The sequence below is a fragment of the Burkholderia sp. BE17 genome, assembly GCF_009362305.1.
GTDB lineage: Bacteria > Pseudomonadota > Gammaproteobacteria > Burkholderiales > Burkholderiaceae > Burkholderia > Burkholderia pyrrocinia_C.
Window position 1 is genome coordinate 32,400 of record NZ_WHNU01000023.1, and the last position, 23,697, is coordinate 56,096.

Here is a 23,697-nt window from a genome sequence, read left to right on the forward strand (position 1 = left end):
AAAAAATTGAATGCCTACAGTGGGGGCAATCCAACCGAGTCGAGGTCGACCGCAATGAGCCTTACCGAACCGATCGAACGCCTGTGGGGCGGCCGCTTCCAGTCGAAACCGTCCGACGCGCTGCAGAACCTGTCCCGCTCCGATCCGAGTTTCTACCGTCTCGTGCCGTACGATCTGGCGGGCTCCCGAGCGCATGCGCGCGAGTTGAACCGCGCCGGCATCGTGACCGACGACGACCTCACGCAGTTGCTGGCCGCGATGGACGGCATCGCGCGCGACTACGCGGCCGGCGCGATCGCGCCGTCGCTCGCCGACGAGGACGTGCATACGTTCCTCGAGCGCGTGCTCACGCAGCGGCTGCCGGCGCTCGGCGGCAAGCTGCGCGCCGGGCGTTCGCGCAACGACCAGGCGGCGAACGACCTGCGCCTGTACCTGCGCGACAAGGCGCGCCAGCTCGTGCGCGGCGTGCTCGACCTGCAGCAGGCGCTGGTCGGCCAGGCGAGCCGGCACGTCGACACGGTGACCGCCGGCTTCACCCATCTGCAGCCCGCGCAGCCGATCGTGTTCGGCCATCAGTTGCTGGCGCACGCGCAGTCGCTGTATCGCGACGCCGACCGCCTGGTCGACTGGGACCGCCGCACCGCGCGCTCGCCGCTCGGCGCCGCTGCGCTGGCGGGCTCGGCGATCTGCGTGCGGCCCGAGCTGTCCGCGCAGGAGCTCGGTTACGACGCGCCGTGCGAGAACTCGATCGACGCCGTGGCCGCACGCGATCACGTCGCCGAATTCGCGTTCGTCACGAGCATGCTGGCCGTGAACCTGTCCCGCCTGTCGGAAGAAGTGATCCTGTGGACGTCGCGGCAATTCCGCTGGGTGGAACTCGACGACGGTTATGCGACGGGCAGCTCGATCATGCCGCAGAAGAAGAACCCGGACATCGCGGAACTGACGCGCGGCAAGGCGGGACGCCTGATCGGCAACCTGACGGGCCTGCTCGCGACGCTGAAGTCGCTGCCGCTCGCGTACAACCGCGATCTCGCGGAAGACAAGATCGCCGCGTTCGATTCGATCGATACGCTCGAACTCGTGCTGCCGGCGATGGCGGGGATGATCCGCACGATGCGCGTGAACGTCGACGAGATGCGTCGCCAGGCGCCGCTCGGCTTCACGCTCGCGACCGAGGTCGCGGACTGGCTTGCGCTGACGGGCGTGCCGTTCAGCGAAGCGCACGAGATCACCGGTGCGCTCGTGCGTGCGTGCGAACGCGACGGCATCGAGCTCGCGGACGCAAGCGCGGAACAACTGCAGGCCGTCGACGCGCGCCTCGCGCCGGCGGTGCGCGCGCACCTGACGCTCGACGCGGCCGTCGCCGCACGCGGCGGCGCGGGCGGCACGTCGCCCGCGCGCGTGCGCGAGCAGATCGGCCGCCTGAGCGGCGCGATCGCACGCCAGGCCGCATGGGCGGCCGACTACCGGGGGCCGTCATGCTGAGCGCATCCGATTCGCGCCGTCTCGACGGCGCACCCGGGTCGGCCGGCGCCGCGGCGGACGATACCGCGGGCCTCGTGCGCGTGCGCCGGCGCTACTGGGGCCGTTATGTCGCGTCGATCGCGATCATTGCCGCGCTCGCCTATGTGGCCGCCGCGTTCGCGCGCGGACAGATCGAGTGGCGCGTCGTCGGCCAGTTCCTGACCGCGCGCTCGATCCTGACGGGGCTCGGCAACACGATCGTGATGACCGTGCTCGCGATGACGCTCGGCATCGTGCTCGGCGTCGTCACCGCGGTGATGCGGCTGTCGTCGAACCCGGTGCTCGGCGCGATCGCGCAGGGCTACATCTGGTTATTCCGCGGCACGCCGATCATCCTGCAACTGCTGCTGTGGTTCAACCTCGCGCTGGTGTTTCCGACTCTCGGCATCCCGGGGATCGCAGAGTTCCGGACCGTCGACGTGATGACGCCGTTCCTCGCGGCGGTGCTCGGGCTCGGCATCAACCAGGGCGCGTATACGTCGGAAGTCGTGCGCGCGGGGCTGCTGTCGGTCGACACCGGCCAGTACGAGGCCGCGAAATCGATCGGCATGCCGCGCCTGCACGCGCTGCGCCGGATCATCCTGCCGCAGGCGATGCGCGTGATCGTGCCGCCGATCGGCAACGAGCTGATCGGCATGGTCAAGCTGACGTCGCTCGCGAGCGTCGTGCAGTACGCGGAGATGCTGCACAACGCGCAGAACATCTACTACGCGAACGCCCGCGTGATCGAGCTGCTGATCGTCGCGGGCATCTGGTATCTCGCGGTCGTCACCGTGCTGTCGCTCGCGCAGGCGCGCGTCGAACGCCGCTTTGCGCGCGGCGCGGGTCGCGCGGCGGGCCGCGCATGAACGGCACGACCCTCAACCATCGGGAGAACGTCATGACGAACGCGGTCGTTCGCGCGGTCGACGTGCGCAAGTCGTACGGCGATTTCCAGGCGCTGCACGGCATCACGCTCGACGTCGCGCAGGGCGAAGTGCTGTGCATCATCGGGCCGTCGGGCTCGGGCAAGAGCACGTTCCTGCGCTGCATCAACCAGCTCGAGACGATCAGCGCGGGCGCGCTGTGGGTCAACGGCGAACTGGCCGGCTACCGGCGCGCCGGCAACCGGCTCCACGAGCTGTCGGAGCGCCAGGTCGCGCGCCAGCGTCTGGCGACGAGCATGGTGTTCCAGCGCTTCAACCTGTTCCCGCACAAGACCGCGCTCGAGAACGTGATCGAGGGCCCCGTGCAGGTGCTCAAGCGCCGCCGCGCGCAAGCGGAGGAGGAAGCGCGCGCGCTGCTCGCGCGCGTCGGGCTCGCGCACAAATGCGACGCGTTTCCGGTCGAGCTGTCGGGCGGCCAGCAGCAGCGCGTCGCGATCGCGCGGGCGCTCGCGATGCATCCGCAACTGATCCTGTTCGACGAGCCGACGTCGGCGCTCGATCCCGAGCTCGTCGGCGAAGTGCTGGCCGTGATGCGCGATCTCGCGAAGAGCGGGATGACGATGATCGTCGTCACGCACGAGCTCGGCTTCGCGCGCGAGGTGGCCGACCGCGTCGTGTTCATGGACGGCGGACGGATCGTCGAGAGCGGGCCGCCCGACCAGGTGCTGTCCGCGCCGACGCACGCGCGCACGCGCGATTTCATCTCGGCCGTGATCGCATGAACGGGCCGGGCGCCCCGTACTGCCGCGCCCGATCGATCGAGCCGTCGAACAGACCGGCGTAGTACCCCATTACTCCACCACGACAAGGCGACACCCCCCATGAAAGCATCCGTCCTGACCCGCACGCTGGCCGCCGTCGCATTCGGCGCGCTCGCGCTGCATGCCTCCTTCGCAGTCGCGCAGGCCGCGGGCGCGAAGCGCACGCTGAACGTCGCGATCGTGCCGAACTATCCGCCGTTCGAATACAAGGATCCCGCGACCGACAAGCTCGCGGGCTTCGACGTCGATCTCGGCGAAGCGCTCGCCGCGAAGATGGGCGCGAAGCTGAACTGGGTCGAAACGAGCTTCGACCAGATGATGAGCGCGGTCGCGACGCAACGCGTCGACATGATCCTGTCCGGCATGACCGACCTGCCGACGCGCCGCGACGCAGTGACGTTCGTCGACTACATCGAGACGGGCCCGCAGTTCTACACGCTGAAAGCACGCGCCGGCGAGTTCGCGCAGATGGGCGCGCTGTGCGGCAAGCGCGTCGGGTCGAGCCGGCGCACGTCGTTCCCGGACAACACGACCGCGTGGAGCGCGGAGAACTGCGTGAAGGCCGGCAAGCCGGCGATCGTCGTGGTCGGCACCGACGGCTCGTCGGACGCGCGCATGCAGTTGCGCCAGAACCGCATCGACGCGGCCGTGCAGGGCGGCGAGACGCTGCCTTACCAGAACAGCCTCGAGCAGAACGCGTACGCGCCGGTCGGCAAGCCGTTCCTGTCGCAATACACGGGCATCGGTGTCGCGAAGAGCAACACCGCGCTGAGCAGCGCGCTGACGACGGCGCTCAACCAGCTGATCGCGGACGGCTCGTACCAGAAGCTGCTCGCGAAGTGGGGGCTGCAGGAGCACGCGGTGACGAAGGCGATGATCAACGGCACGCACTGAGCGTGCGATGACGGCCCTCGCTCCCCGCTGGCCGGACGCGAAGCGCGCATGCGTCGCGCTCGCGTTCGATCTGGACGGCCCGACCGGCGACGCGATGCTGAACGGGTCGATCTGGCGCAACCCCGCGTATTTCACGCTCGGCAGCTACGGGCCGTGGCGCGCGCTCGGGCGGCTGCTCGACATGCTTGCGTCGTTCGACCTGCCCGCGACGTTCTTCGTGCCCGCGTGGGTCGCGCGGACCTGGCCCGCGCAATGCGCGGCGATCGTCGAGCGCGGCCACGAGATCGGCTACCACGGCAACCGGCACGAAGCGTTCTGGACGCTCGAGCCCGAGCGGCAGCGCGAGATCATGGCGCAGTCGGCCGACGTGTTCGCGCGTACGCTCGGCGTGCGGCCGGTCGGGTTCCGCACGCCGTCCGGCGACTGGAGCGCGGCGACGGTGGCCGTGCTGCGCGAGGCCGGCGTGCGCTATTCGAGCTCGATGCGCGGCGACGACCGGCCGTACCTGCTGCACGGCGACGGCGGCGAGACGCCGCTCGTCGAGATACCCGGCCGCTGGGAGACCGACGACTACGCGTCGCTTGCGTATCACCGCAACCCCGATTATCCGGCCGGGCTCGACCGGATCGCCGGCTACGGCGCGACGCTCGACAACTGGACGCGCGAATTCGACGGTGTATACCGCGAAGGGCTGTGCCTGACGACGCTGCTGCATCCGAAGGTCTGCGGCAAGCCCGGCCGCATCGCATTGCTCGAGGCGTGGCTCGGTCACATGCGCGCACGGGACGGTGTATGGTTCGCGCGCTGCCGCGAAGTGGCCGACTGGTGGCTTGCGCAGCACGCGCGAGACGCGCAACCCACGCAACGGAGCGGCCTGTGACGACACTTCCTTCATGGCCGGGCGGCGCGCGATGCGCGGTTGCGATCACGGTCGACTTCAACGACATTCACGGCATCCAGACACGCGAGCCGCGCATCGTCGGCCGCGAGAAATCGCTGTCGGCCTGGCGTTACGGCGCGACCCGCGGCGTCGACCGGCTGCTTGAGACATTCGACGCGTTCGGCGTACCTGCGAGCTGGTTCGTCCCGGGCGTCGTCGCCGAAACGCATGCACAAGCGGTGCGCGCGATCGCCGCGGCCGGCCACGAACTCGGCGTGAGCGGCTATCGCTGCGAGGATTTCGATGCGCTGCCGCTCGCCGCGCAGATCGACGCGTGCCGAGCCGGGCGGGCGGCACTTGCGGACGTGATCGGCCGCGACGTGCAGGGCTTTCGCTCGTTCACCGGCAACTGGGCCGACGGCTTTGCGGATTTCCTCGTCGCGGAAGGCTTCACGTGGTCGTCGTCGTGGCGCGGCGACGATCTGCCGTATGTGCATCCGCGCGGCGACGGCGGCGCGGACGGCGCGCGGCTCGTCGAGCTGCCGCTGCACTACGAACTCGAGGACGAGCCGTACTTCGAGTTCAACCTGTCGCCGCCCGTGCCGGCCGGTCAGCCGCGTATCGCGGCATACCGCGACGTGCTCGACAACTGGCGGCGCGACGTCGACGGGTTTCGGCGCTTCGGGCTGTGCTGCGTGCTGCGCCTGCATCCCGAGATCATCGGCACGGCCGGGCGGATCGACCTGCTGCGCGCATTGCTCGCGCATCTGCGTGACGCGGGCGACGTCTGGTTCGCGACGGGGCGAGACATCGCGCGCTGGTGGTGTGCCCACGCGCCCGTCAATGCGCCTGGGCATCCGGTCGACGTGTTCGCGCACTGCGTGGCGGAGGAGTCGGCGCGATGACAATGAATACCGAAGCGCGCGCCACGCGGCTCGCGGCGTTCGTCGCGCAGACGTCCGCCGACGCGTTGCCGGACGACGTCGTCGCGAAGGCCAAGCGTCATGTGCTCGATACGTTCGGTGCCGCGCTGGCGGGCACGTCCGCCGTCGAAACGCGCAGCGCCCGTGCGCTGACCGGCGCCGTCGCGCATGGCGGCGCGGCGCTGTGGGGCACGCGACGGACCGCGGGCGCGCGCGATGCGGCGTTCGTCAACGGGATTGCCGCGCACGCGCTCGAACTCGACGATTCCGGCGGCTGCGATCATTCGGGCGCGGTCGTGCTGCCGGCCGTGCTCGCCGCGCTGTCGTGCGCGGGGCGCCCGGTGACGGGCCGCGAATGCGTGGCGGCGATCGTGCTCGGCTACGACGTCGGCCGGCGCGTGCTCGAGGCAGCGGGCGGCTACTCGGTTCACAACGGGGCGGGCTGGCACTCGACGCTCAGTTGCGGCGTGTTCGGGGCGGCGGCCGCGAGCGCGCGCGTGCTCGGGCTCGACGCCGCGCGCACGCGCGACGCGCTCGGCCATGCGGCGAGTTTCGCGGGCGGCCTGTGGGGTTTCATCCACGACGGATCGCAGACGAAGCGGCTGCACGCCGGGCGTGCGGCGGAGGGCGGCGTGCTCGCGGCGCTGCTCGCGCGCGAAGGCGTGAGCGGCCCCGCCCGCGTGTTCGACGACGTGTGGGGCGGTTTTTTCAACACGTTCGCCGCGCAATCGCATGCGCCCGACGCATTGACCGACGGCCTCGGCGCGCACTGGAAGCTGATGCGCTGCTCGATCAAGCCGCACGCATCGTGCCGCAGCGCGCATGCGGCCGTCGACGCGGCGCTGCAACTCGCGGACGGCCGCCTTGTCGAGGCCGGCGAGATCGAGCGGGTGGTCGTGCGCGCGAGCGCGTTCGTGGCCCGCATGTGCGGCGGTCGCGACCTGTCGACGCTGTCGTCCGCGCAGATGAGCCTGCCGTACGCGGTGGCGGCGGCGCTTGCATTCGGCGACACGGGGATCGGCGTGTATCGCGCGGACCGGCGCACCGATCCGCGCGTGAGCGCGCTGCTCGCGCGCGTTGCGGTCGACGTCGATCCGGCGCTCGGCGATCTCGACGAGCCGACGGTGATCCTGCATCGCACCGACGGAGGGCGGGAAGTACGCCACGTGCCGATCGCGCTCGGCGACCCGCGCAATCCGCTGTCGGATGCAGCACTGTTGGCGAAATATCGTGCGCTGGCGGGCATGGCGCTCGACAGTGCGCGGGTCGATGCGCTGGGCGACGTGTGCCTGTCGCTGGATCGGCAGGCGGACGCACGCGTGATGAACGACTGGCTCGCAGGCGATGCCGAAGCCGCGGAGGCGATCGTCTGAATGTCGACGTCGTGTCGAAACGGTACGAGCGTACCTGTCCGGGAGCGGGGATGAACCTCCGGCATCCGAAGCCGTGAGCGCGGGACGGGCCGTCTGCAGAGTTGGTCGCCGGTGAGACGGACATTATGCCGCTGTCGATATAAAGGGCAAACGCATTAAAAAAAATCGTCCGGAAGCGACGAAAGAAGTGCGCTATGCGTTTTTCTCGCCGCATCGGCCATTTCCCGGGGGAATCGGGAAAAACGCTCGTGCCGCGTCAAAATTTAAATGTCTACCCGTATTTACGGTAGCTGATCGCTCGAAGCGCGATCTTGCTTCGAGAAACGACTCGCTTCGATTCAACCCTTGCTCGCGGGCACCGGTATCGAGCCACCACCCTGCGAAAGAACTCGGCTTTTGCGAGGCGACACCGGGCTGGCAATCAACCGGGAAATCCCGTTACGGCCGTGCGGAGTCGTTTTATAAGCGCCGGATCGCGGATGCATCCGACGCGGGTTTGCGCACGAACCCATCCCGAATGTCGGCAACGAAATCGGTCTGCGGTCATTGCGGCCCTGCCCCGGACTCCCCAGCCTGGTGCGCGCGGAAGAAAGGTGCGCCTGTCGACGGTAGGAATAGCGCCCCTGACACCACCGGGCACATGGCAGCAAATTGCGCCTCCCCGATGCCGTTCATGTCAGACGCGTTACGGCGTGTCGTTACGTTACGTGCCCGAACAGTGCAGTTGCGCAAACGTTACACAGGATTATTTCGATTTATTCATACCTTTCGTGTTTCGGACATAGGTCATTGGTTTGTCGAGGATTTTCCGCGTTGCAACAAGAGAATGCGTGTCGGTGGCACGGATCGTGCGTTAAACGCCATGTGCCGAAGTAGTTAATACCATAACGCTAGACCAATCATGAATAAGATCCACATTCCGATATCCGGACGCGACGCGGGGGCGAAGCGGTCGATTCCGGACATTCAATCGATAAATCGCGACCATTCGCCAATCCGTTCAGGATGGCTTGGGCGCGGCATTTCCGTTTCCATACCGAACCGCGTCGACATGCCCTTGCGGCGGCGATGCATCGGCGCGGGGGCGTGCGCCTAAGCAACCGGCAGTTCGTCCGTCGCCTGGATTCATCGCGTGAATTGAACCGTCCGCTCGAAAAAGGCGCGTTCGATTTCATATAGGAATACGAATTTACAGGTTAATTCATCGATGGGTTCATGACGCCCGGGATGAATGTTGTCGATGCATCGGGATACCGAGGGCGGAGCATGTTCGGCGGTGCGGTGTTCGGCGCGAATAGCGGACAGTCGGGTAGCGCCAAGGGTTGATTGCGTGCGGAAAAATCGGATGTTGAGGAGTACATGAAATGAGAACGCCAGGGTTTTTCGACAGTTCGCGCCATGCCGAAGACGACATCGTGCGCTTCGACGACGCATACGGACGCGTTTGACCGCAAATACGGCGCCGTCGTGCGCCGCCTGGAGAAGATCCATGTTCGGATTTCAGTCGATTATTGCGCGCCTGCTCGATGCGCTCGTCGTGGTGCTGGGAGCGGCTGCCGCGTCGCATGTGCGGTTCGATGACGATACGCTCGGCCGGCCGGACGCGATGGTCGTCCCGTTTGTCGCGATGCTGACGCTCGCCGTCTTTCCGGCATGTCAGGTGTACCAGTCGTGGCGCGGGCGCTCGTGGATCGCGATGATCAGCCGCATCAGTGCTGCATGGGTCGCCGTGCAGGCATGCAACCTCGTGCTGCTGTTCGCGATGCATCGCGCCGATCAGGTGTCGCGGCTGTGGTTCGTCTACTGGACGGCGATCGCGGGATGCGGATTCATCGTTATCCGCCTGGCCGCCTATACGATGCTCGCGCGCGTCAGGCATGCGGGCCTGAATCTTCGCAAGGTGGCGATCGTCGGAAACGGCGCGCATGCCGTACGTGTGATCGAAACGCTCGCGCTGTCACCGGCAAGCGGGTTTCGCCCCGTCGTGCTCCACGATCCCGCGGGATCGTCCAACGGCATCGTCCCGGTGCTCGCGGATTTCGCCGAGTTCGCCGCGGCAGTGCGTGCCGAGGCCGCGACGGAAATCTGGCTCGCGTTGCCGATCTCCGAGGAACGGACGATCCGGCGCGTGCTGAAGACGTTCGGCGACGACCTGATCAATATCCGCTTCATGCCGGACATGTGCAGCATCGCGTTGCTCGGCGGAACGATGATGGATCTCGTCGGCATGCCGGCGATCAACCTCGTTGCTTCGCCGATGTCGCATCGCGCGTTGATGCAGAAAGCGCTGTTCGACCGGGCATTCGCGGCGGCAGCGCTCGTCGCGCTGGCGCCGCTGCTCGGCATGATCGCGCTGGCGGTCAAGCTGTCGTCGTCGGGCCCGGTGCTGTTTACGCAGTTCCGGAAAGGCGCCGATGGCCGGGTATTCCGGATCTACAAGTTCCGCACGATGCGCATGCACGCCGAACAGGCCGGCATCGTACGCCAGGCAACCCGCGGCGATGCACGCATCACGCGCGTCGGCGCGTTCCTGCGTCGCACCAGCCTCGACGAGTTGCCGCAGTTCTTCAACGTTCTGCGCGGCGACATGTCGGTCGTCGGGCCGAGACCGCACGCCATCGAGCACGACGATCTGTACCGGCCGCTCGTCGAGGGATACATCCATCGCTACCGGATCAAGCCGGGCATCACCGGATGGGCGCAGGTCAACGGTTATCGCGGCGAGACGGATCACCTCGACAAGATGGTCGGCCGTGTCCAGCACGACCTGTATTACCTGCGCAACTGGTCCTTCGGGCTCGACATGAAAATTGTCGCCGCCACGGTGCTGAAGGGCTTCGTCCATCCGAACGCGTACTGAGCCCGGCCATGATCGAACGCATTCTGGTCATCTGCGACGGCAACGCATGTCGCAGCCCGATGGCGAGCGCGATGCTGGCACGCGCGCTGCCGTCCGTGCAGGTGCGTTGCGCGGGACTCATCGCGCTGGCGGGTCGGCCGGCCGCACAGGCTGCGATCGACGTGATGCGCGAACGCGGCTTCGACATCACGTCGCATATCGCGCAACCGGTGCATCTCGGCCACGTGCGCGCATCGCAACTGATCCTCGCGATGACGCTCGTGCAGTGTCGCGAGATCGAGCGGCGTTATCCGTTCGCGCGCGGTCGCGTCTTCCAGCTCGACCATGCCGCGAAATGCGATATCGCGGATCCGGTCGGCAAGTCGGCGGACGTGTTCGATGCCGTGGCGCGCCACATCGAGCGCGCGGTGGCGCACTGGATCGCGCGGATCCCCGCGGCTACCGCGCGGGGGCACTGCTGATGCGCCGCCACGTCGGTCGACTCGCCGTGCTCGTGGGCCTGTCGTGTGCGTCGGCCGCGCACGGCAGTGCCCCGGCGGCGCGCCCGTCGACGAACGCGCCGCGATGGATCGCGGGTCTCGCGGATAGCGCGTCCCAAACCTCGAATCCGTGGCGCGGGTCGATCGCAAAGCCGGCGGTCGCGTCGGGCGTCGCGGCGCCGGCGGTCGGCAACTACGCGCCGCTGCCGATCGAGCGGCAGATGCGGGCGTTGTCGATCGACGCGCTGGGCATGCCGACGGTGCGTCGCACGCGCGGCGCGGCGCGCGTTCCGATTCGGCCGCGCGGCGGGGCCGACAACGCAGCAGACGACTGGCCGGGCATGGAGCCGCCCTGGGCCCGTTCGTCATGGTGATCGACCGTGCGGTGCGGCATGAGGGCGAAGCAAGCCGAACCCTCTCGCGACGAAATGAACACATCCGTGAGCACGGCGCCATGGACTGAATTGACGATAGCGCGACATACGAGGCAGCAATGGGCAAATCATTCGACGGTATTTCGACAGGAAGCAGACGGGGCCGCGCGCTGGCCCCGCTCGTGCTGTCCGTGTTCCTGACGGCATGTGCCGTCGCGCCCGGCATGCGGATGACCGGCTCGCAGGAATTGCCGGTGGCCAGCGCGCGCAACGGCGAACCGGCGCAGTCGCTCGATGTGCCGATCCGGGAAATCGACGTCAACCTGCTGCAATCGATGCGCGACGACAGCGACGCGGCCGGGAACGTCGATGGGCTGTTGCACGGGCGCGTGAAGGGCGGCTATCGGATCGGCGCCGGCGACGTGTTGCAGATCACGGTGTGGGACCACCCCGAACTTTCCGCGGCGGCGCCGACGAATCAGACGTCGTCAACGCAACGGCAGAGCGACCCCGTCGGCGGCTTCGTCGTCGATGAAACCGGCAGCGTGCAGTTTCCCTATGTCGGCACGCTTGCGGTTTCCGGCAGGACGACGACTGAGGTTCGCGATGCGTTCCGCGTCGCGTTGACGAAAACCTTCCGCGACCCGCAGGTCACCGTGCGCGTCACGTCGTACCGCAGCCAGCAGGTCTACGTCGAAGGCGAGGTGCGCAATCCGGGCGTCCAGCCGATCAACGACGTGCCGATGACGCTGATCGAGGCGCTCGATCGCGCGGGTGGGCTGCAGCCCACGGCCGATCGAAGCCACATCGAGCTGATGCGCGGCGACGAGCATTACGTGCTGAACCTGTCCCGGCTCGTCGCACGACGTATCGACCCGGCCAGCATCCTGTTGCGCAACCGGGACGTGCTGCGCGTGCAGTCGCGCGAGGACAACGGTGCGTTCGTGATGGGCGAGGTCGCGAAGCCGACGCTCGCGCTGCCGCTGCGCGACGGTTCGTTGACGCTCGGCGATGCATTGCAGCAAGCCGGCAGCTTCAACAGCGGCACCGCCGACACGGCGCAGGTCTATGTGATTCGCGGGCGTGGCCCGGGTACCCCCGACGTGTTCCATCTCGACGCGAAATCGCCGGTTGCCATGGTGCTCGCGAACGACTTCAGGCTGGCGCCGAAGGATGTCGTTTATGTCGACGGCAACGGCCTCGTCCGACTCAGCCGCGTGCTGTCGCTGCTGCTACCCGCCATCAATGCCGGCATGACCGGCGCGCTGGTCGCGAAATGAACCGCCGGAACCTGATCGACACTGGATTTGCCATGACCGACCTTTCCGAAGCACGGCTGTACGACGCGGCGTTGTACGACGATGCGCCCCTTTCGTCCTACGTCGACATCGTGCTGGCCCGGTGGCGCATGGTGCTGGGCATCGCGGCCGGCGTGTTCCTGCTCGGGCTGCTGTATGTCGTATTCGCGACGCCGGTCTATCGTGTCGACGCGACGATCCAGGTCAACGAATCGACCACGGCGGGCAATTCGCCGTTGCACGACATCGCGGCGTTGCTCGACAACGGGAGCACGACTGCTGCCGAACTCGAACTCGTACGCGCGCGCATGGTGATCGACTCGGTCGTCACGAAGCAGCATCTGAACATCATTGCCGAACCGCGCTATTTCCCGTTGATCGGCCGCTGGGTCGCGCGTCGCTATCGGGACGACGGCGTGGCGCAGCCGCTTGCGGGATTGTCCCGGTTTGCCTGGGGCGGCGAGCGATTCGACGTCGTCACGTTCGAGACCGCCGGCAAGAAAAGCCACGACGGCATCGACGCGCTGGACGGGCTCTGGTTCGACGTGACCGCCGAAGGCGGCGGGCGCTACGTGGTCAGGGACGAGGACGACGACGTCGTGCTGAAAGGCGAGGTCGGCGTGCCGGCGCACGGGCAGTACAAGGCGCAACCGCTGACGCTGCTGGTCGCCGCCCTCGATGCGCGGCCGGGCACGGCGTTTCGGCTCAGGCGCATCCCGCAGCTCGAAGCGGTGTCCCAGCTCCAGGACGATCTGATCGTCGAGGAAAAGGCCAAGCAATCAGGCATCCTGACCGTCACGCTCGAGGGCGACGACCGGACGCGCATCCGGGACATCCTGCGGGCCGTGGTCGACGGTTATGTCCAGCAGAACAAGGAGTACCGGAGCGAGGAGGCCGCTGCGACGCTGGCATCGCTGAAGAGCAGCATGCCGACGGTCATGAAGGCACTGAAGGACGCCGAGGACAGGTACGCCGCGTTTCGCGCGCGCACGGGGACGGTCGATCTCGACGAACAGGGCAAGCTGCTGCTCGGCCAGGAAGTGGACGTCGAGACGCGCACGCTCGAACTCAAGCAAAAGCGCGTCGACCTGATCGCGCGGTTCGCCGACGGCCATCCGGCCGTGCAGGCGCTCGACGCCAACCTGGCGGAGCTGGCTGGCAAGGCGAAGGAGTTGAAGGCGCTCGAAGCCAGGTTGCCCGATACGGAGCGCGAGGGACTCGGCGTGTTGCGCGACGTGCGCGTCAACACCGAGCTGTATACGAACCTGCTGAACACCGGACAACAGCTCGAGATCGCCAGGCGAAGCGAGATCGGCAATGTCCGCGCCGTCGACTTGCCGGTCCTGCCGGTGAAACCCGTCAAGCCAAAGCGCCTGCTGCTGGTCGCGCTGTCGTTGTGCGTCGGGATTGCCCTCGGCGTCGCCGCCCCGTTCGCGCAGCGGGCGGTATGGGGCCGCGTCGAGCATTCCGAGCACCTCGAGCAGGTGCTGGGCGTGCCGGTCTATGCGGTGGTGCCGCATAGCCGGGAGCAGCGGCGTCTCGTGCGCAACCAGCAGCATGCGGGACAGGGCGCGCATGTTCTCGCATCGGAAATTCCGGAGGACGTGACCGTCGACGCGATCCGCAGCCTGCGCACGACGCTGCAGTTCACGATGTCCGAGTCGGGGCACAACGTGATCATGGTCACGAGCCCGCAGCCCAGTGCGGGCAAATCGTTCCTCTGCGCGAACCTGGCATCGCTGTTCGCGTCGGGCGGCAAGCGCGTGCTGCTGATCGATGCCGATATTCGCCGCGGCCAGTCGCATCGCCACTTCGGGCTGCCGGCGGCGCCCGGCCTGCCCGACGCGATCGCGAGCGGCGCGCTCGAGCGCGGCGTCCAGAAATCGGCGGTCGCCGGCGTCGACGTGCTTGCGCGCGGTGCCGTCGCCCGCACGTCGGAGCTGTTCAACGACGGCCGCTTCAAGCTGCTGCTCGACACGGCAGCGCGTCTCTACGACATCGTCATCGTCGATACGGCCCCGATCCTCGCGCTGCACGATGCGGCGACCATCGGCCGCCACGGCGCGACGACGCTGCTGTGCGTCCGGCATGGCCGCAGTTCGATGCCGGAGATCCGCGAGGCGGAGCGTCGCCTGCGCAACGCCGGCATCGCGATCAGCGGCGTCGTGCTGAACGACGTGCCGCGGCGTCAGGCCGTCTACGGCGCGTACGGCGAAGGGAAATACGCGTATGAAACCGAGCACTGAGCCCGCGATTCGCGACATCGCGCTGCTCGCCGCGAGCGACCGCGCGTCGCCCGCCGGCGAGCGGCTCGGTGCGCGCACGGTGCGAAGCCTCGCGTGGGCGCTGGTGCAGGCATGGGGCGGCAAGCTCGTCACGCTCGTCACCTATCTGCTGGTCGCGCGCTGGCTCGGCCCGGCGGACGTCGGGCTTGCGGCCGCGGTCACGCTGTCGCTGTCGCTGGTCCTGATGATCGCCGAGGGCGGCCTGGGCGACGCACTGGTTCAGCGCGCGTCGCTCGACGACGACGATCTCGAATGGCCGTTCGTGTACTCGATCGGCATGGCGATCGTGCTCGCGGTCGCGCTGCTCGTCCTCGCCGGGCGCGTCGAAACGTGGCTGGGCGTACCGGGCCTGGCGCCGTATCTGCGGGTGGCGTGCGCGTTCGTGCCGATCGGTTCGGCGAGTTCGTTCCAGGAGGGGCTGTACAAGCGGCGGCTGGATTTCCGTACGCTGGCGATGCGTCAACTCGGCTCGGTGAGCGTCGCGGGCGCCGTTGCGGTCGTGCTGGCAATCGCTGGCGCCGGTGCGTGGAGCCTGATTGCGCAGGCGGCGACCTTCATGACGATGTCCGCGCTCTGGCTCTGGCGCAGACCGGTCTGGCGTCCGCGCGGCCGCCGGAACGCGTCGACGTTCTGGCCGATTGCGCGCTTCGGTGGTCACGTCGTCGCGTCGAGGCTGATCGACTGGTGCGCGACGCGCACCGTGGACCTGATCGTCGTCGCGCTGTACGGCGCGGCCGGGCTGGGCATCTACGCGATCGGCGCGCGGCTGTACCAGACGGCGCTGGAACTGCTGTGCCGCGCCGCGACCGACGTCGCGCTCGCGGTGCTGTCGCGTGTCGCGCACGACGCCGGGAAGATGGCGGCCACCTACCTCGACGTCACGGGGCTCGCCGCGATGGTCGCGGCGCCGCTGTTCGTGCTGATGGCCGTGTCGAGCCACGACATCACGATCGTGCTGTTCGGCGCCCGCTGGGCCGATAGCGCCGCGATCATGACGCCGCTGATGGGGCTCGGCGCGATCCAGACGGTCCAGTTCGTCAACGGAGCATTCCTGTCGGCACGCGGCCGGCCGAACGTCACGATGTGGCTGACGATCGTCAAGCTCGGTCTGGTGCTGGGCGCGATGGTCTGCCTGCCGTCGCACGACGTCGCCGGGCTCGCGTGGCTGTATGTCGGCGCCGTGCTGTTCGTCACGCCGCTCAGCTTCGGCGCCGTCGTGGTCGAGCTGTCGGTCGATCCCGGCCGCTTGCTGGGTCGGCTGGTGCCGCCGTATCTGATCGCGCTCGGCTGCGCGCTGCTCGTATCGCGGCTTGGCGCGCACCTCGGCGGCGTGCCGGTCCTGGTCAGGTTGCCGCTGCTGACCGTTTGCTTCGGCGCCGCTTATGCCGGCGCAACCTGGACGTTGCGCCGGCAGGCCGCCCGGCAAACCGTGGCGATGCTGATCGCATTGCGTGACGCGAGGCAACGGACATGAGCCGCCTCGCGCTGCAGGTGCCGCGGCAACGCGCGTCGTCGTCCGGTGCGTCGACGATCGGGCCGCAGGTGCGCTTCGATCTCGCGGACGCGGTCTTGCTCGTGCTGCTGCTGCTGAATTCGATCCAGTTCCTGAAGATCGGCGGCGCGCAACTCGGGCAGCTGTTCGCGGTGCTCGTGCTGCCGGTGCTGCTGGTGCGGCGGCGGATTCCCGTCGGCGCATGGGAAATCTGGGCCTTTGCGTTGTTCGTCGGCGTCGCGTTGTCGACGACGTTCCTGTCCGGCTATCCGCGCTTCAAGGCGGCCGAGCAGATCGTGAAGTTCGGGTTCGTGATGCCGGCGTTCTATTTGATCGGCCGCTATTACGGCGCGCGGGCCCGCACGCGGCCGTTGCCGTTCGGTTATGTCGCGATCGCGGGGTTCCTGGCGTTTCAGTACGCGCTGCAGTATTTCGACGTTCCCGTGTTGTACGAAAAAGTCGATTTCATGCAGAACGCGATTCACGGTTCGTTCAAGGAGCGCAACTGGTTCGCGGCGTTTTTCTTCCTGACCGCCTATGCCTGTTTCCTGCAGTCGCCGCGCCGCATTCCCGACGTCGTGAAGTTCGTTGCGCTCGCACTCGTCGTGACGCTGCTGAGCGAATCGAAGACGGTGTTGATCGCGTGCGCGATCGTGATCCTGCTGCAGGTGCGCGGCCATTTTTTCGCGAAAATGCTGACGATGGCCGCGGGGGCCGGGTTCTATCTGTACATGTTCACGCGCGAACTGACCGGCGACCAGCTTCAGGTCCGGCTGCAACAGGAGCGCGGGCTGGCCTTCACGGAATCGATCAAGCTGGTCGGCCGCGACTGGATCGGTCACGGCTTCGGTTTCGTCGAGCATTACTTCTCGCACTCGGCCGTCGCCGTCCGTGGGCTCGGCGAGGGCACGAGCGCCGTGTTTTGCGCGCCGCTGGATCTGATGCTGGTCGCCGGCCCGATCGGGCTGCTCGCATGGGCGGTGTTCTTCGCCGGTCTCGGCCAGGGCCGCCGCGCGATGGTCATGCTGGCGCCGATCGCGGCGTGGTCGCTGATCAACCCGATGCACCAGAGCGAAACGTCGTACCTGTTCGTCGGCTACCTCGCGTCGTTCGCGTTCGTTCCGCGGGCGGCACGCGGGAAAGCGCGCGCTGCGCCGCGCGTGTTGCGGCCCCGATCCATTTTCCCGTCCGGACCTACGCGATGAAATTCTCTCTCATCATGGCGACGCTCGACCGTAGCGACGAGATCGAGCGCATGTTCGATTCGCTGCTGCGGCAGGCCTACGCCGACCTCGAAGTGATCGTCGTCGACCAGAACCCGGACGACCGGGTCGAGCGGATCGTCGGCCGGTATCGCGACCGGCTGACGATCGTCCATCTGAGATCCGACAAGGGCAAGTCGCGGGCGACCAACGTCGGCCTGAAGGCCGTGACGGGCGACGTGGTCGGGTTCCCCGACGACGATTGCTGGTATCGGCCCGGGACGCTCCATGCGGTCGCGGCGCGCTTGTCCGCCGACACGATGCTCGACGGCGTGACCGGCATGAGCGTCGACGCCGCGGGCCGGCCGTCGCAAGGGCGGTGGGCGACCTCGGCGCAGATCGTCAACCGCTTCAACGTGTGGGTGTGCGCGACGTCGTACACGATCTTCCTGCGCCGGTCCGCCGTGCATGCGGCGGGGCAGTTCGACGTCGACCTCGGCGTGGGCGCGACCACGCGCTGGGGCGCGGGGGAGGAAGTCGACTTTCTGGTGCGCGCGTTGCGAGCCGGGTGCCGGATCGACTACGACCCGCATCTGCGCGTGCATCATCCCGAGCCGCTCGCGGTGCTCGACGAGCATGCCTATGCGCGTGGCCGGCGCTACAACCGCGGGTTCGGGCATGTGCTGCGCATCAATCGTTATCCGCTCGCCTACGTCCTTTACATGATCGCGCGGCCGGTCGCCGGCTGCCTGCTGTCATGCGTGCGCCGCAATCCCCGGCGTGCGAAGTACTACTGGATCGCCGCGTCGCATCGACTGCTCGGCTGGATGGACTGAACGATGAGCACGATCTCCACCGCTTCGACCGAATGCGCCGACCGTGCCGAGCGCACCGAGCGCGCGCCCCTCACGGTCTATACCGACACGCGCTGGCCGGTTGGAACCGGTATCCACAACGTGATGGCGGCCTATGCCGAGCGTGCGCCGTCGACCGTCCGCATCGAGCCGCTGCCGGTCGGCGGCGGGGTCGCGCACCCGCTGTCGCCGCTTGCGTTGAGCCGCGCGCTGAGGCGGCTGCCCGCCCGCAACGCCGTGTTCTGGAATCCCGGTTTCGTCCCGGCCGCGTCGCCCGATTTCCCGTCGGTGGTCATCGTGCACGACCTCACGCATCGCCACTTCTACACGCGCGCGCATCGCTTCTACTACGACACGGTGCTGCGGCCGCTGTACCGGCGTTGCACCGCGATCGTCTGCGTGTCCGAGTTCACGCGCGACGAATTCCTTCGCTGGTCGGGCATGCCGCCGGATCGCGTTCACGCGATCCACAACGGGACCGACGCTGCGTACCGGCGCAACCGCGACACGCTCGGTTATCCGTTCCCGTACGTGCTCTATCCGGGCAACCGGCGCAACTACAAGAACCTGCATCGGTTGATCGAGGCATTCGCCGCGAGCGGGCTGTTGCCGCTCGGCGTGCGTCTGATGCTGACCGGCGACCCCGACCCGTCGCTGCTTGCGCACGCCGCGCAGCACCGATGCGCGGACGGCCTCGTATTCGCGGGGGTATTGCCGAACGATGCGATGCCGAAACTGTATCGAGGCGCGCTGTTCGTCGCGTTCGTGTCGCAGTACGAAGGTTTTGGCCTGCCGATCCTCGAGGCGATGGGATCCGACGTACCGGTGCTGACCTCGTGCGTGTCGGCGATGCCGGAAGTGGCGGGTGCCGCAGCGATGCTCGTCGACCCGTTGTCGGTTGTCGACATCGCGGTCGCCATGCGCCGGCTCGGCACCGAGGCCGCGTGGCGAGACGCGCTCGTCGCGCGAGGCCGGGAGCAGATCCGCCGGTTCGACTGGGACACGTCGGCGCGCACGTTCTGGCAACTCGTCGAGCAGGTCGGCGCGTCGGCATGACGCGCACGTCAACGAACAGAGCCGGGCAAACCGGCCGACACAATCAACCACGGCGCGGGGTATCACGATGGAAACCGAAGGAAGAATCAGCGTCATCGTCGTCAACTACGGCACGCCCGACCTGACGATACGATGCGTGGCGTCATTGACGTCGTTGCGCGTCGCACTCGCCGACGACATCGTCGTCGTCGAGAATGCGTCGCCGGACGACTCGTACACGCGGTTGCGACACGCGTTGCCGCGCGGCGTCAGGCTGTTGCGTGCCGCATGCAATCGGGGCTTCGGCTCCGGCGTGAACTTCGGCATGGCCGCCTGTCGGCGCGACTACGTGCTGGTGGTCAATCCCGATACGCGTTTTAGCGAGAACGGGCTGGCGAAAGTGCTGGAGCTGTTCGAGACACGACCGGAGGCCGGGCTCGTCGGGCTCGACCTGCAGTATCCCGACGGCCGGCGCCAGTACTCGGCGCGACGGTTCTACAGCTGGCTCGACATCGTCGCGCGACGCACCGCGCTCGGCCGCTCGGGCCGCTTTCGCGCGCGGATGAACCAGCACCTGATGATCGATGCATGGTCGTGCGGCAACCCGTTCGATGCCGAATGGGTGATGGGAACGGGGTTCGTCGTGCGGCGCGACCTGTTCGAGTCGCTCGGCGGCATGGACGAATCGTATTTCCTGTACATGGAGGATGTCGATCTGTGCGCGCGGACCTGGCTGGCCGGCTATCGGGTGCTCGGCATGCCGGGCGTCACGCTCGTGCACGATCATCAACGACAGTCGGCGGTGAGCCCCGTGTCGCGAGCGGGACGGCATCATCTGCGCAGCCTGTGGCGGTTCTACCGCAAGTTCCACGTGCCGCTGTCGTTGCCGCCCGGCATCTCGCGGATCGCACGGCAATGAGGCCGGCGTCGCCGGTTCGTGTCGCCGTGCGTGCCGTGGTTGTCGCGTTGTGCGCGGTGGTCGCGCGCGGCGGCGATTGCGCGCAGCCGGTGCGGCCGCCGCACGACGCGCATGTCGTCGCCGGAAACCCGCCGGTGTCGGCGCCGCGCGTGCTGCTCGCGCAGGGTGGCGTCGCGCGCTACCTCGTGCGTGCCGGTGCGACGGATGCCGTGACGCGCCATGCGGCGGACGAGGTTGCCGACTACCTGTCGCGGATCAGCGGCGCGTCGTTCGCCGTGTCGGACGACGTGCACGACCGGACGCCGGCCGTTGTCGTCGGCGGTGAGCATGCGGCGCAACGATGCCGTTCGGCACACGCGGCGCCGCTCGGCAGCGACGGCTTCGTCGTCTGCCGCAGCGGCGACGACCTCGTCGTGGCCGGCGACACCCCGCGCGGCACGCTGTTCGGCGCGTACTGGTGGCTCGACCGCAAGCTTGGCGTGAAGTGGCTCGCGCCCGATGCGACCGAGGTGCCGCAACAGGCCGAGCTGCGCGTCGACACGACACCCGTCCGGCAGGTTCCGCGCTTCGCGTATCGGGAGGTGTTGAGCGCGGAAGGGGAGGACAAGTCGTTCCGCGCGCATAACCTGCTGAACGGCGAGTCGCACGGCACGTCGTATCGCGCTTCCCCGCCCGGTATCGACATGTGGGATCGCAGCTGGCTCGCGCGCGACGGCGACGCCGATTTCTGGACGCTCGTGCCGCACGACCGGTATGCGGCCGCACATCCCGGCTGGTATGCCGGCGGGCAACTCGCGATGATGTCGGCCGACGTCCGCGCCACGATGGCGGCCGAGATCGTGAAGCGCCTGAAGCGGCAAGCCGACCCGAGCCGCATCTGGTTCGGCATCCGCGACATGGATTGGGGCTGGGATCTGGACGCAGCCAGCCGCGCGTTTGCCGACGCGCACGGCGGTGCGCCGTCGGCGGCGTTTCTCGATATGGTGCGGGACGTGGCGGCGCAGGTCCGGCAGGCGGTTCCCGGCGCGCGTTTTGCGATGCCGGCCTATCACTGGGGCTTCACGCCGCCGGACGGCATGCAGGTTCCGGATCACGTTCGCGTGTATCCGATGACGATCCAGGTCGACTACGGCGTCGCGCTGAACGAGGACCGCAACGCGCCGCTGCGCGACGGTCTGCGCAAATGGAGCGACATCGCGCGGCATGTCACCGTGTGGGACCACGTCGTGAACTTCGGCGGCTATCTCCAGCCGACGCCGAATCTCTATCCGATCGGCCGCAGCATCGCGTGGCTCGCCACGTTGCCGAGCGTCGACGGCTACTTCGCGGAAGGCGACTGGCAGTCGCGCGGCGGCGAATTCGCGAGCCTGCGCGTGTGGCTGATCGCCCGGCTGCTCTGGACGCCGACCGCGGACCCGCGCACGCTCGTCCGCGAATATTGCGACGCCTATTACGGCGCGGCTGCGCCGGCCGTCGTGCGCTACATCGATCGCATGCACGCCGCGCTGCGCGCGAGCGGCGACGTGCTGGCCGAACAGACGCCGGTCGGCATGTCGATGTACACGTACGACTTCGTCCGCGAGTCGGAGCGGGATTTCGACGCCGCCGCCCGTGCGGTCGACGGCGATGCCGTGCGTAGCGCGCGCGTTCGGCAGGCGCGCATGCCGCTCGATTTCGTGATCCTGGCGCTGCGCGACCGCTACGCGGCGCGTGCCGCGCAGGAAGGCTGGGACCTCGATATTCGCGGGCGGCGCGCGCGCTTCGACGCGGCGATCTCGGCAGCGGGCGTTCGTCAGTACCGGCAAAGCGGCAATCTCGCGGCACTCGGAGCATTGCTCGATCTCGACCGCCATCCCGTCGTTGCGCCGCCGCTCGTGGCGGGCCTCGCCGACAGCGACTGGCGCGCGATCGATGTTTCGCGCATGAATCTTTACGACAGCGCGCGCATGGTGGCCGACCCGGCTGCGCTGGACGGTGCCGCGATAGCGATACGCGGCGATTCGGGCGTCTGGGCAATCCAGCTCAAGCTCGACAAGCTGCCGCGCGACGGGCGCTGGGATGTCTACGCATCGGTGCGTGTGCCGGAAGGCGGCGGTGCGGGTGGTGCTGGCGCTGCGGCCGTGCGGGTGGGCGCCTACCCGCCGATGACGCTGCGCACCGACACGCCGGCGCGCACGCTCGACGACGCGCGATTCGAATGGCTGCCGGTCCCGGGCGGCCCGTTCGCGTATGACGCCGATCACGAGAAGGGCATTTATGTCCACGGAGTCGGATTCGCGCGAGGACAGTCCGTGCGCGTCGGCACCTTCATCGCCATTCGTCACGGCGCGCCTGGCGGCACGCTGCCGCCGGTTCCGCCCAAAGGGAACGCCTCATGAAAGTTGCCATCGTCTCGCCCATTCCGCTGTTTCCCGTCAATGCCGGCAATCGCAGTCGCGTGCTGAATCTCGCGCGGGCAGTCAGGTCGCTCGGCTGCGACGTGCATTTCGTGTATCTGGAATCGCGCCAGACGGGCGGCATGGACCTTGAAGCGCATCGCCGGGAGTTCGGTGCCGACCGCGTGTCGATATTGCGCCGCGCGGGCCTGGCGCTGGCGCTGTATCGCGTCAAGCGGGTGGCCTGGCTGGTGCGTCGTCTCGCCGCGAAAGCGGCCGGCAGCCGGCATGCGTACTACACGGGGCTCGACGAATTGTTCAGCGAGCGCTTCTCCGGGCAGTTGCGCGCGCTGCAGCAGCACCACGCATTCGATGCCGTGTTCGTCGAATATGTGTTTTATTCGCGCGCGCTCGATGCGTTTCCCGATACGGTGGTCAAGGTCATCGATACGCACGACATCTTTGCGGACCGGCATGTGCCGTTCATCGGCCGCCTCGGCGCGAAGCGCTACATGTTTTCGATTCCGCCGGAACGGGAGTGCGACGGATTGCGCCGCGCGCATGTCGCGCTGGCCATCCAGGCCGAGGAGGGCGACCTGCTGGCGGCGCGCCTCGGCAGCGGCGACACTCCGGCCGTCGCGGTGCTGAGCCACCTGCTGGCGTTTCCGCCGCAGGTGGACTGTGCCGCGCATGCCGACGCGACCTTCCTCGGCAGCGACAACCAGCCGAATCGCGACGCCGTCAAATACTTCGTCGACGAGATCCTGCCGCATATCGTGGCCCGGCTGCCGGCGTTTCGCGTGCATCTCGCCGGCACGATCGCGTCGGCCGTGCCCGACGGGCCGCACATCGTCAAGCACGGCCCCGTCGCCGAGCTGGGCGACGCATTCGCCATTGCACCGATCTCGATCAATCCGATGCTGCTCGGCACGGGCATCAACATCAAGCTGCTCGAAAGCATGGCGCTCGGCGTGCCGATCGTCAGCACCCGGACGGGCGCGCGTGGCCTCGGCGAGCATGACCTGCACGGGGTGACCGTCGTGCGCGACGGCGATCCGCAGGGCTTTTCGGATGCGGTCGTCCGGCTCGCGACGGACCGCGCGCATCGTATTGCCCAGGGCGCGGCGGCGCGCGATTGCGCGCGGGCCTGGCACGACACGCAGCTTCGCGTGCTTCGCGAGACGCTCCAGCGGCGGCGGCCGGTCGCCGCGCCGGCCTGACGGATGCATCCTTCGAAACC

20 protein-coding genes are annotated in these 23,697 nt (G+C 68.0%); 19 read left to right on the forward strand and 1 reads right to left on the reverse strand.

All coding sequences use genetic code 11. The features are described 5' to 3' along the window. Nucleotides 1–54: 54 nt before the first annotated feature. The 7 genes from argH (at nt 55) to GD429_RS20515 (ending at nt 7,284) form a co-directional block, all read left to right on the forward strand. The gene (gene argH, locus GD429_RS20485) at nt 55–1,488 is read left to right on the forward strand and encodes an argininosuccinate lyase (protein WP_152859342.1); all 1,434 of its coding nucleotides are present in this window, start codon (nt 55–57) and stop codon (nt 1,486–1,488) included. Further along, on the forward strand, nt 1,482–2,375 hold the full coding sequence (locus GD429_RS20490; protein WP_152859344.1) for an amino acid ABC transporter permease: 894 nt from the start codon (nt 1,482–1,484) through the stop codon (nt 2,373–2,375). Before argH ends, GD429_RS20490 begins: the two co-directional genes overlap by 7 nt. Then, on the forward strand, nt 2,372–3,175 hold the full coding sequence (locus tag GD429_RS20495) for an amino acid ABC transporter ATP-binding protein (RefSeq protein WP_152859346.1): 804 nt from the start codon (nt 2,372–2,374) through the stop codon (nt 3,173–3,175). Before GD429_RS20490 ends, GD429_RS20495 begins: the two co-directional genes overlap by 4 nt. Before the next feature lie 99 nt (nt 3,176–3,274). Beyond that, nucleotides 3,275–4,108, forward strand: coding sequence for an ABC transporter substrate-binding protein (locus GD429_RS20500; protein WP_152859348.1), 834 nt, complete (start codon nt 3,275–3,277; stop codon nt 4,106–4,108). Nucleotides 4,109–4,115: 7 nt separating this feature from the next. Then, a complete protein-coding gene (locus tag GD429_RS20505; protein ID WP_152859350.1) occupies nt 4,116–4,988 on the forward strand; it encodes a polysaccharide deacetylase family protein in 873 nt (290 codons plus the stop codon). After that, nucleotides 4,985–5,893, forward strand: a complete 909-nt coding sequence (locus GD429_RS20510; RefSeq protein ID WP_321574741.1) for a polysaccharide deacetylase — start codon at nt 4,985–4,987, stop codon at nt 5,891–5,893. Before GD429_RS20505 ends, GD429_RS20510 begins: the two co-directional genes overlap by 4 nt. Next, complete coding sequence (locus GD429_RS20515; RefSeq protein WP_152859354.1) at nt 5,890–7,284, forward strand: MmgE/PrpD family protein; 1,395 nt, start codon at nt 5,890–5,892, stop codon at nt 7,282–7,284. The genes GD429_RS20510 and GD429_RS20515 overlap by 4 nt, the downstream gene beginning before the upstream one ends. Before the next feature lie 1,125 nt (nt 7,285–8,409). On the opposite strand, the gene GD429_RS20520 is transcribed toward GD429_RS20515, so the two are convergent. Next, on the reverse strand, nt 8,410–8,775 hold the full coding sequence (locus tag GD429_RS20520; protein ID WP_152859356.1) for a hypothetical protein: 366 nt from the start codon (nt 8,773–8,775) through the stop codon (nt 8,410–8,412). On the opposite strand from GD429_RS20520, the gene GD429_RS20525 reads away from it, so the two are divergent. From GD429_RS20525 to GD429_RS41165, 12 genes are all read left to right on the forward strand, one after another. Further along, the gene (locus GD429_RS20525; RefSeq protein ID WP_152859358.1) at nt 8,774–10,144 is read left to right on the forward strand and encodes an undecaprenyl-phosphate glucose phosphotransferase; all 1,371 of its coding nucleotides are present in this window, start codon (nt 8,774–8,776) and stop codon (nt 10,142–10,144) included. The genes GD429_RS20520 and GD429_RS20525 overlap by 2 nt on opposite strands. Nucleotides 10,145–10,152: 8 nt before the next feature. Beyond that, nucleotides 10,153–10,605: a protein tyrosine phosphatase gene (locus tag GD429_RS20530; RefSeq protein ID WP_152859360.1), complete on the forward strand. Its 453-nt coding sequence runs from the start codon at nt 10,153–10,155 to the stop codon at nt 10,603–10,605. After that, nucleotides 10,605–10,997: a hypothetical protein gene (locus tag GD429_RS20535; RefSeq protein WP_152859362.1), complete on the forward strand. Its 393-nt coding sequence runs from the start codon at nt 10,605–10,607 to the stop codon at nt 10,995–10,997. Before GD429_RS20530 ends, GD429_RS20535 begins: the two co-directional genes overlap by 1 nt. A 119-nt stretch (nt 10,998–11,116) precedes the next feature. Continuing rightward, nucleotides 11,117–12,277, forward strand: a complete 1,161-nt coding sequence (locus GD429_RS20540) for a polysaccharide biosynthesis/export family protein (RefSeq protein ID WP_152859364.1) — start codon at nt 11,117–11,119, stop codon at nt 12,275–12,277. A 32-nt stretch (nt 12,278–12,309) separates the two neighbouring features. Then, a complete protein-coding gene (locus tag GD429_RS20545; protein WP_152859366.1) occupies nt 12,310–14,541 on the forward strand; it encodes a polysaccharide biosynthesis tyrosine autokinase in 2,232 nt (743 codons plus the stop codon). Continuing rightward, nucleotides 14,525–16,054, forward strand: coding sequence for an oligosaccharide flippase family protein (locus GD429_RS20550; RefSeq protein ID WP_152859368.1), 1,530 nt, complete (start codon nt 14,525–14,527; stop codon nt 16,052–16,054). The genes GD429_RS20545 and GD429_RS20550 overlap by 17 nt, the downstream gene beginning before the upstream one ends. Continuing rightward, a complete protein-coding gene (locus GD429_RS20555; protein ID WP_227791691.1) occupies nt 16,051–17,277 on the forward strand; it encodes a hypothetical protein in 1,227 nt (408 codons plus the stop codon). Before GD429_RS20550 ends, GD429_RS20555 begins: the two co-directional genes overlap by 4 nt. Next, nucleotides 17,274–18,110, forward strand: coding sequence for a glycosyltransferase family 2 protein (locus GD429_RS20560; RefSeq protein WP_152859370.1), 837 nt, complete (start codon nt 17,274–17,276; stop codon nt 18,108–18,110). Before GD429_RS20555 ends, GD429_RS20560 begins: the two co-directional genes overlap by 4 nt. Before the next feature lie 3 nt (nt 18,111–18,113). After that, entirely contained in the window at nt 18,114–19,184 is a 1,071-nt protein-coding gene (locus GD429_RS20565) for a glycosyltransferase family 4 protein (protein ID WP_152859372.1), read from the forward strand. 67 nt (nt 19,185–19,251) lie between these two features. Next, on the forward strand, nt 19,252–20,082 hold the full coding sequence (locus GD429_RS20570) for a glycosyltransferase family 2 protein (RefSeq protein ID WP_152859374.1): 831 nt from the start codon (nt 19,252–19,254) through the stop codon (nt 20,080–20,082). Further along, the gene (locus tag GD429_RS20575) at nt 20,079–22,460 is read left to right on the forward strand and encodes a DUF4838 domain-containing protein (protein ID WP_152859376.1); all 2,382 of its coding nucleotides are present in this window, start codon (nt 20,079–20,081) and stop codon (nt 22,458–22,460) included. Before GD429_RS20570 ends, GD429_RS20575 begins: the two co-directional genes overlap by 4 nt. After that, a complete protein-coding gene (locus GD429_RS41165) occupies nt 22,457–23,677 on the forward strand; it encodes a glycosyltransferase (RefSeq protein WP_227791692.1) in 1,221 nt (406 codons plus the stop codon). The genes GD429_RS20575 and GD429_RS41165 overlap by 4 nt, the downstream gene beginning before the upstream one ends. The last annotated feature ends 20 nt before the right edge of the window (nt 23,678–23,697 follow it).

Coding starts and splice junctions, on each gene's coding strand:
- argH (WP_152859342.1), top strand. CDS start 55: ATGAGCCTTACCGAACCGATCGAACGCCTGTGGGGCGGCCGCTTCCAG.
- GD429_RS20490 (WP_152859344.1), top strand. CDS start 1,482: ATGCTGAGCGCATCCGATTCGCGCCGTCTCGACGGCGCACCCGGGTCG.
- GD429_RS20495 (WP_152859346.1), top strand. CDS start 2,372: ATGAACGGCACGACCCTCAACCATCGGGAGAACGTCATGACGAACGCG.
- GD429_RS20500 (WP_152859348.1), top strand. CDS start 3,275: ATGAAAGCATCCGTCCTGACCCGCACGCTGGCCGCCGTCGCATTCGGC.
- GD429_RS20505 (WP_152859350.1), top strand. CDS start 4,116: ATGACGGCCCTCGCTCCCCGCTGGCCGGACGCGAAGCGCGCATGCGTC.
- GD429_RS20515 (WP_152859354.1), top strand. CDS start 5,890: ATGACAATGAATACCGAAGCGCGCGCCACGCGGCTCGCGGCGTTCGTC.
- GD429_RS20525 (WP_152859358.1), top strand. CDS start 8,774: ATGTTCGGATTTCAGTCGATTATTGCGCGCCTGCTCGATGCGCTCGTC.
- GD429_RS20520 (WP_152859356.1), bottom strand. CDS start 8,775: ATGGATCTTCTCCAGGCGGCGCACGACGGCGCCGTATTTGCGGTCAAA.
- GD429_RS20530 (WP_152859360.1), top strand. CDS start 10,153: ATGATCGAACGCATTCTGGTCATCTGCGACGGCAACGCATGTCGCAGC.
- GD429_RS20535 (WP_152859362.1), top strand. CDS start 10,605: ATGCGCCGCCACGTCGGTCGACTCGCCGTGCTCGTGGGCCTGTCGTGT.
- GD429_RS20540 (WP_152859364.1), top strand. CDS start 11,117: ATGGGCAAATCATTCGACGGTATTTCGACAGGAAGCAGACGGGGCCGC.
- GD429_RS20545 (WP_152859366.1), top strand. CDS start 12,310: ATGACCGACCTTTCCGAAGCACGGCTGTACGACGCGGCGTTGTACGAC.
- GD429_RS20550 (WP_152859368.1), top strand. CDS start 14,525: ATGAAACCGAGCACTGAGCCCGCGATTCGCGACATCGCGCTGCTCGCC.
- GD429_RS20555 (WP_227791691.1), top strand. CDS start 16,051: ATGAGCCGCCTCGCGCTGCAGGTGCCGCGGCAACGCGCGTCGTCGTCC.
- GD429_RS20560 (WP_152859370.1), top strand. CDS start 17,274: ATGAAATTCTCTCTCATCATGGCGACGCTCGACCGTAGCGACGAGATC.
- GD429_RS20565 (WP_152859372.1), top strand. CDS start 18,114: ATGAGCACGATCTCCACCGCTTCGACCGAATGCGCCGACCGTGCCGAG.
- GD429_RS20570 (WP_152859374.1), top strand. CDS start 19,252: ATGGAAACCGAAGGAAGAATCAGCGTCATCGTCGTCAACTACGGCACG.
- GD429_RS20575 (WP_152859376.1), top strand. CDS start 20,079: ATGAGGCCGGCGTCGCCGGTTCGTGTCGCCGTGCGTGCCGTGGTTGTC.
- GD429_RS41165 (WP_227791692.1), top strand. CDS start 22,457: ATGAAAGTTGCCATCGTCTCGCCCATTCCGCTGTTTCCCGTCAATGCC.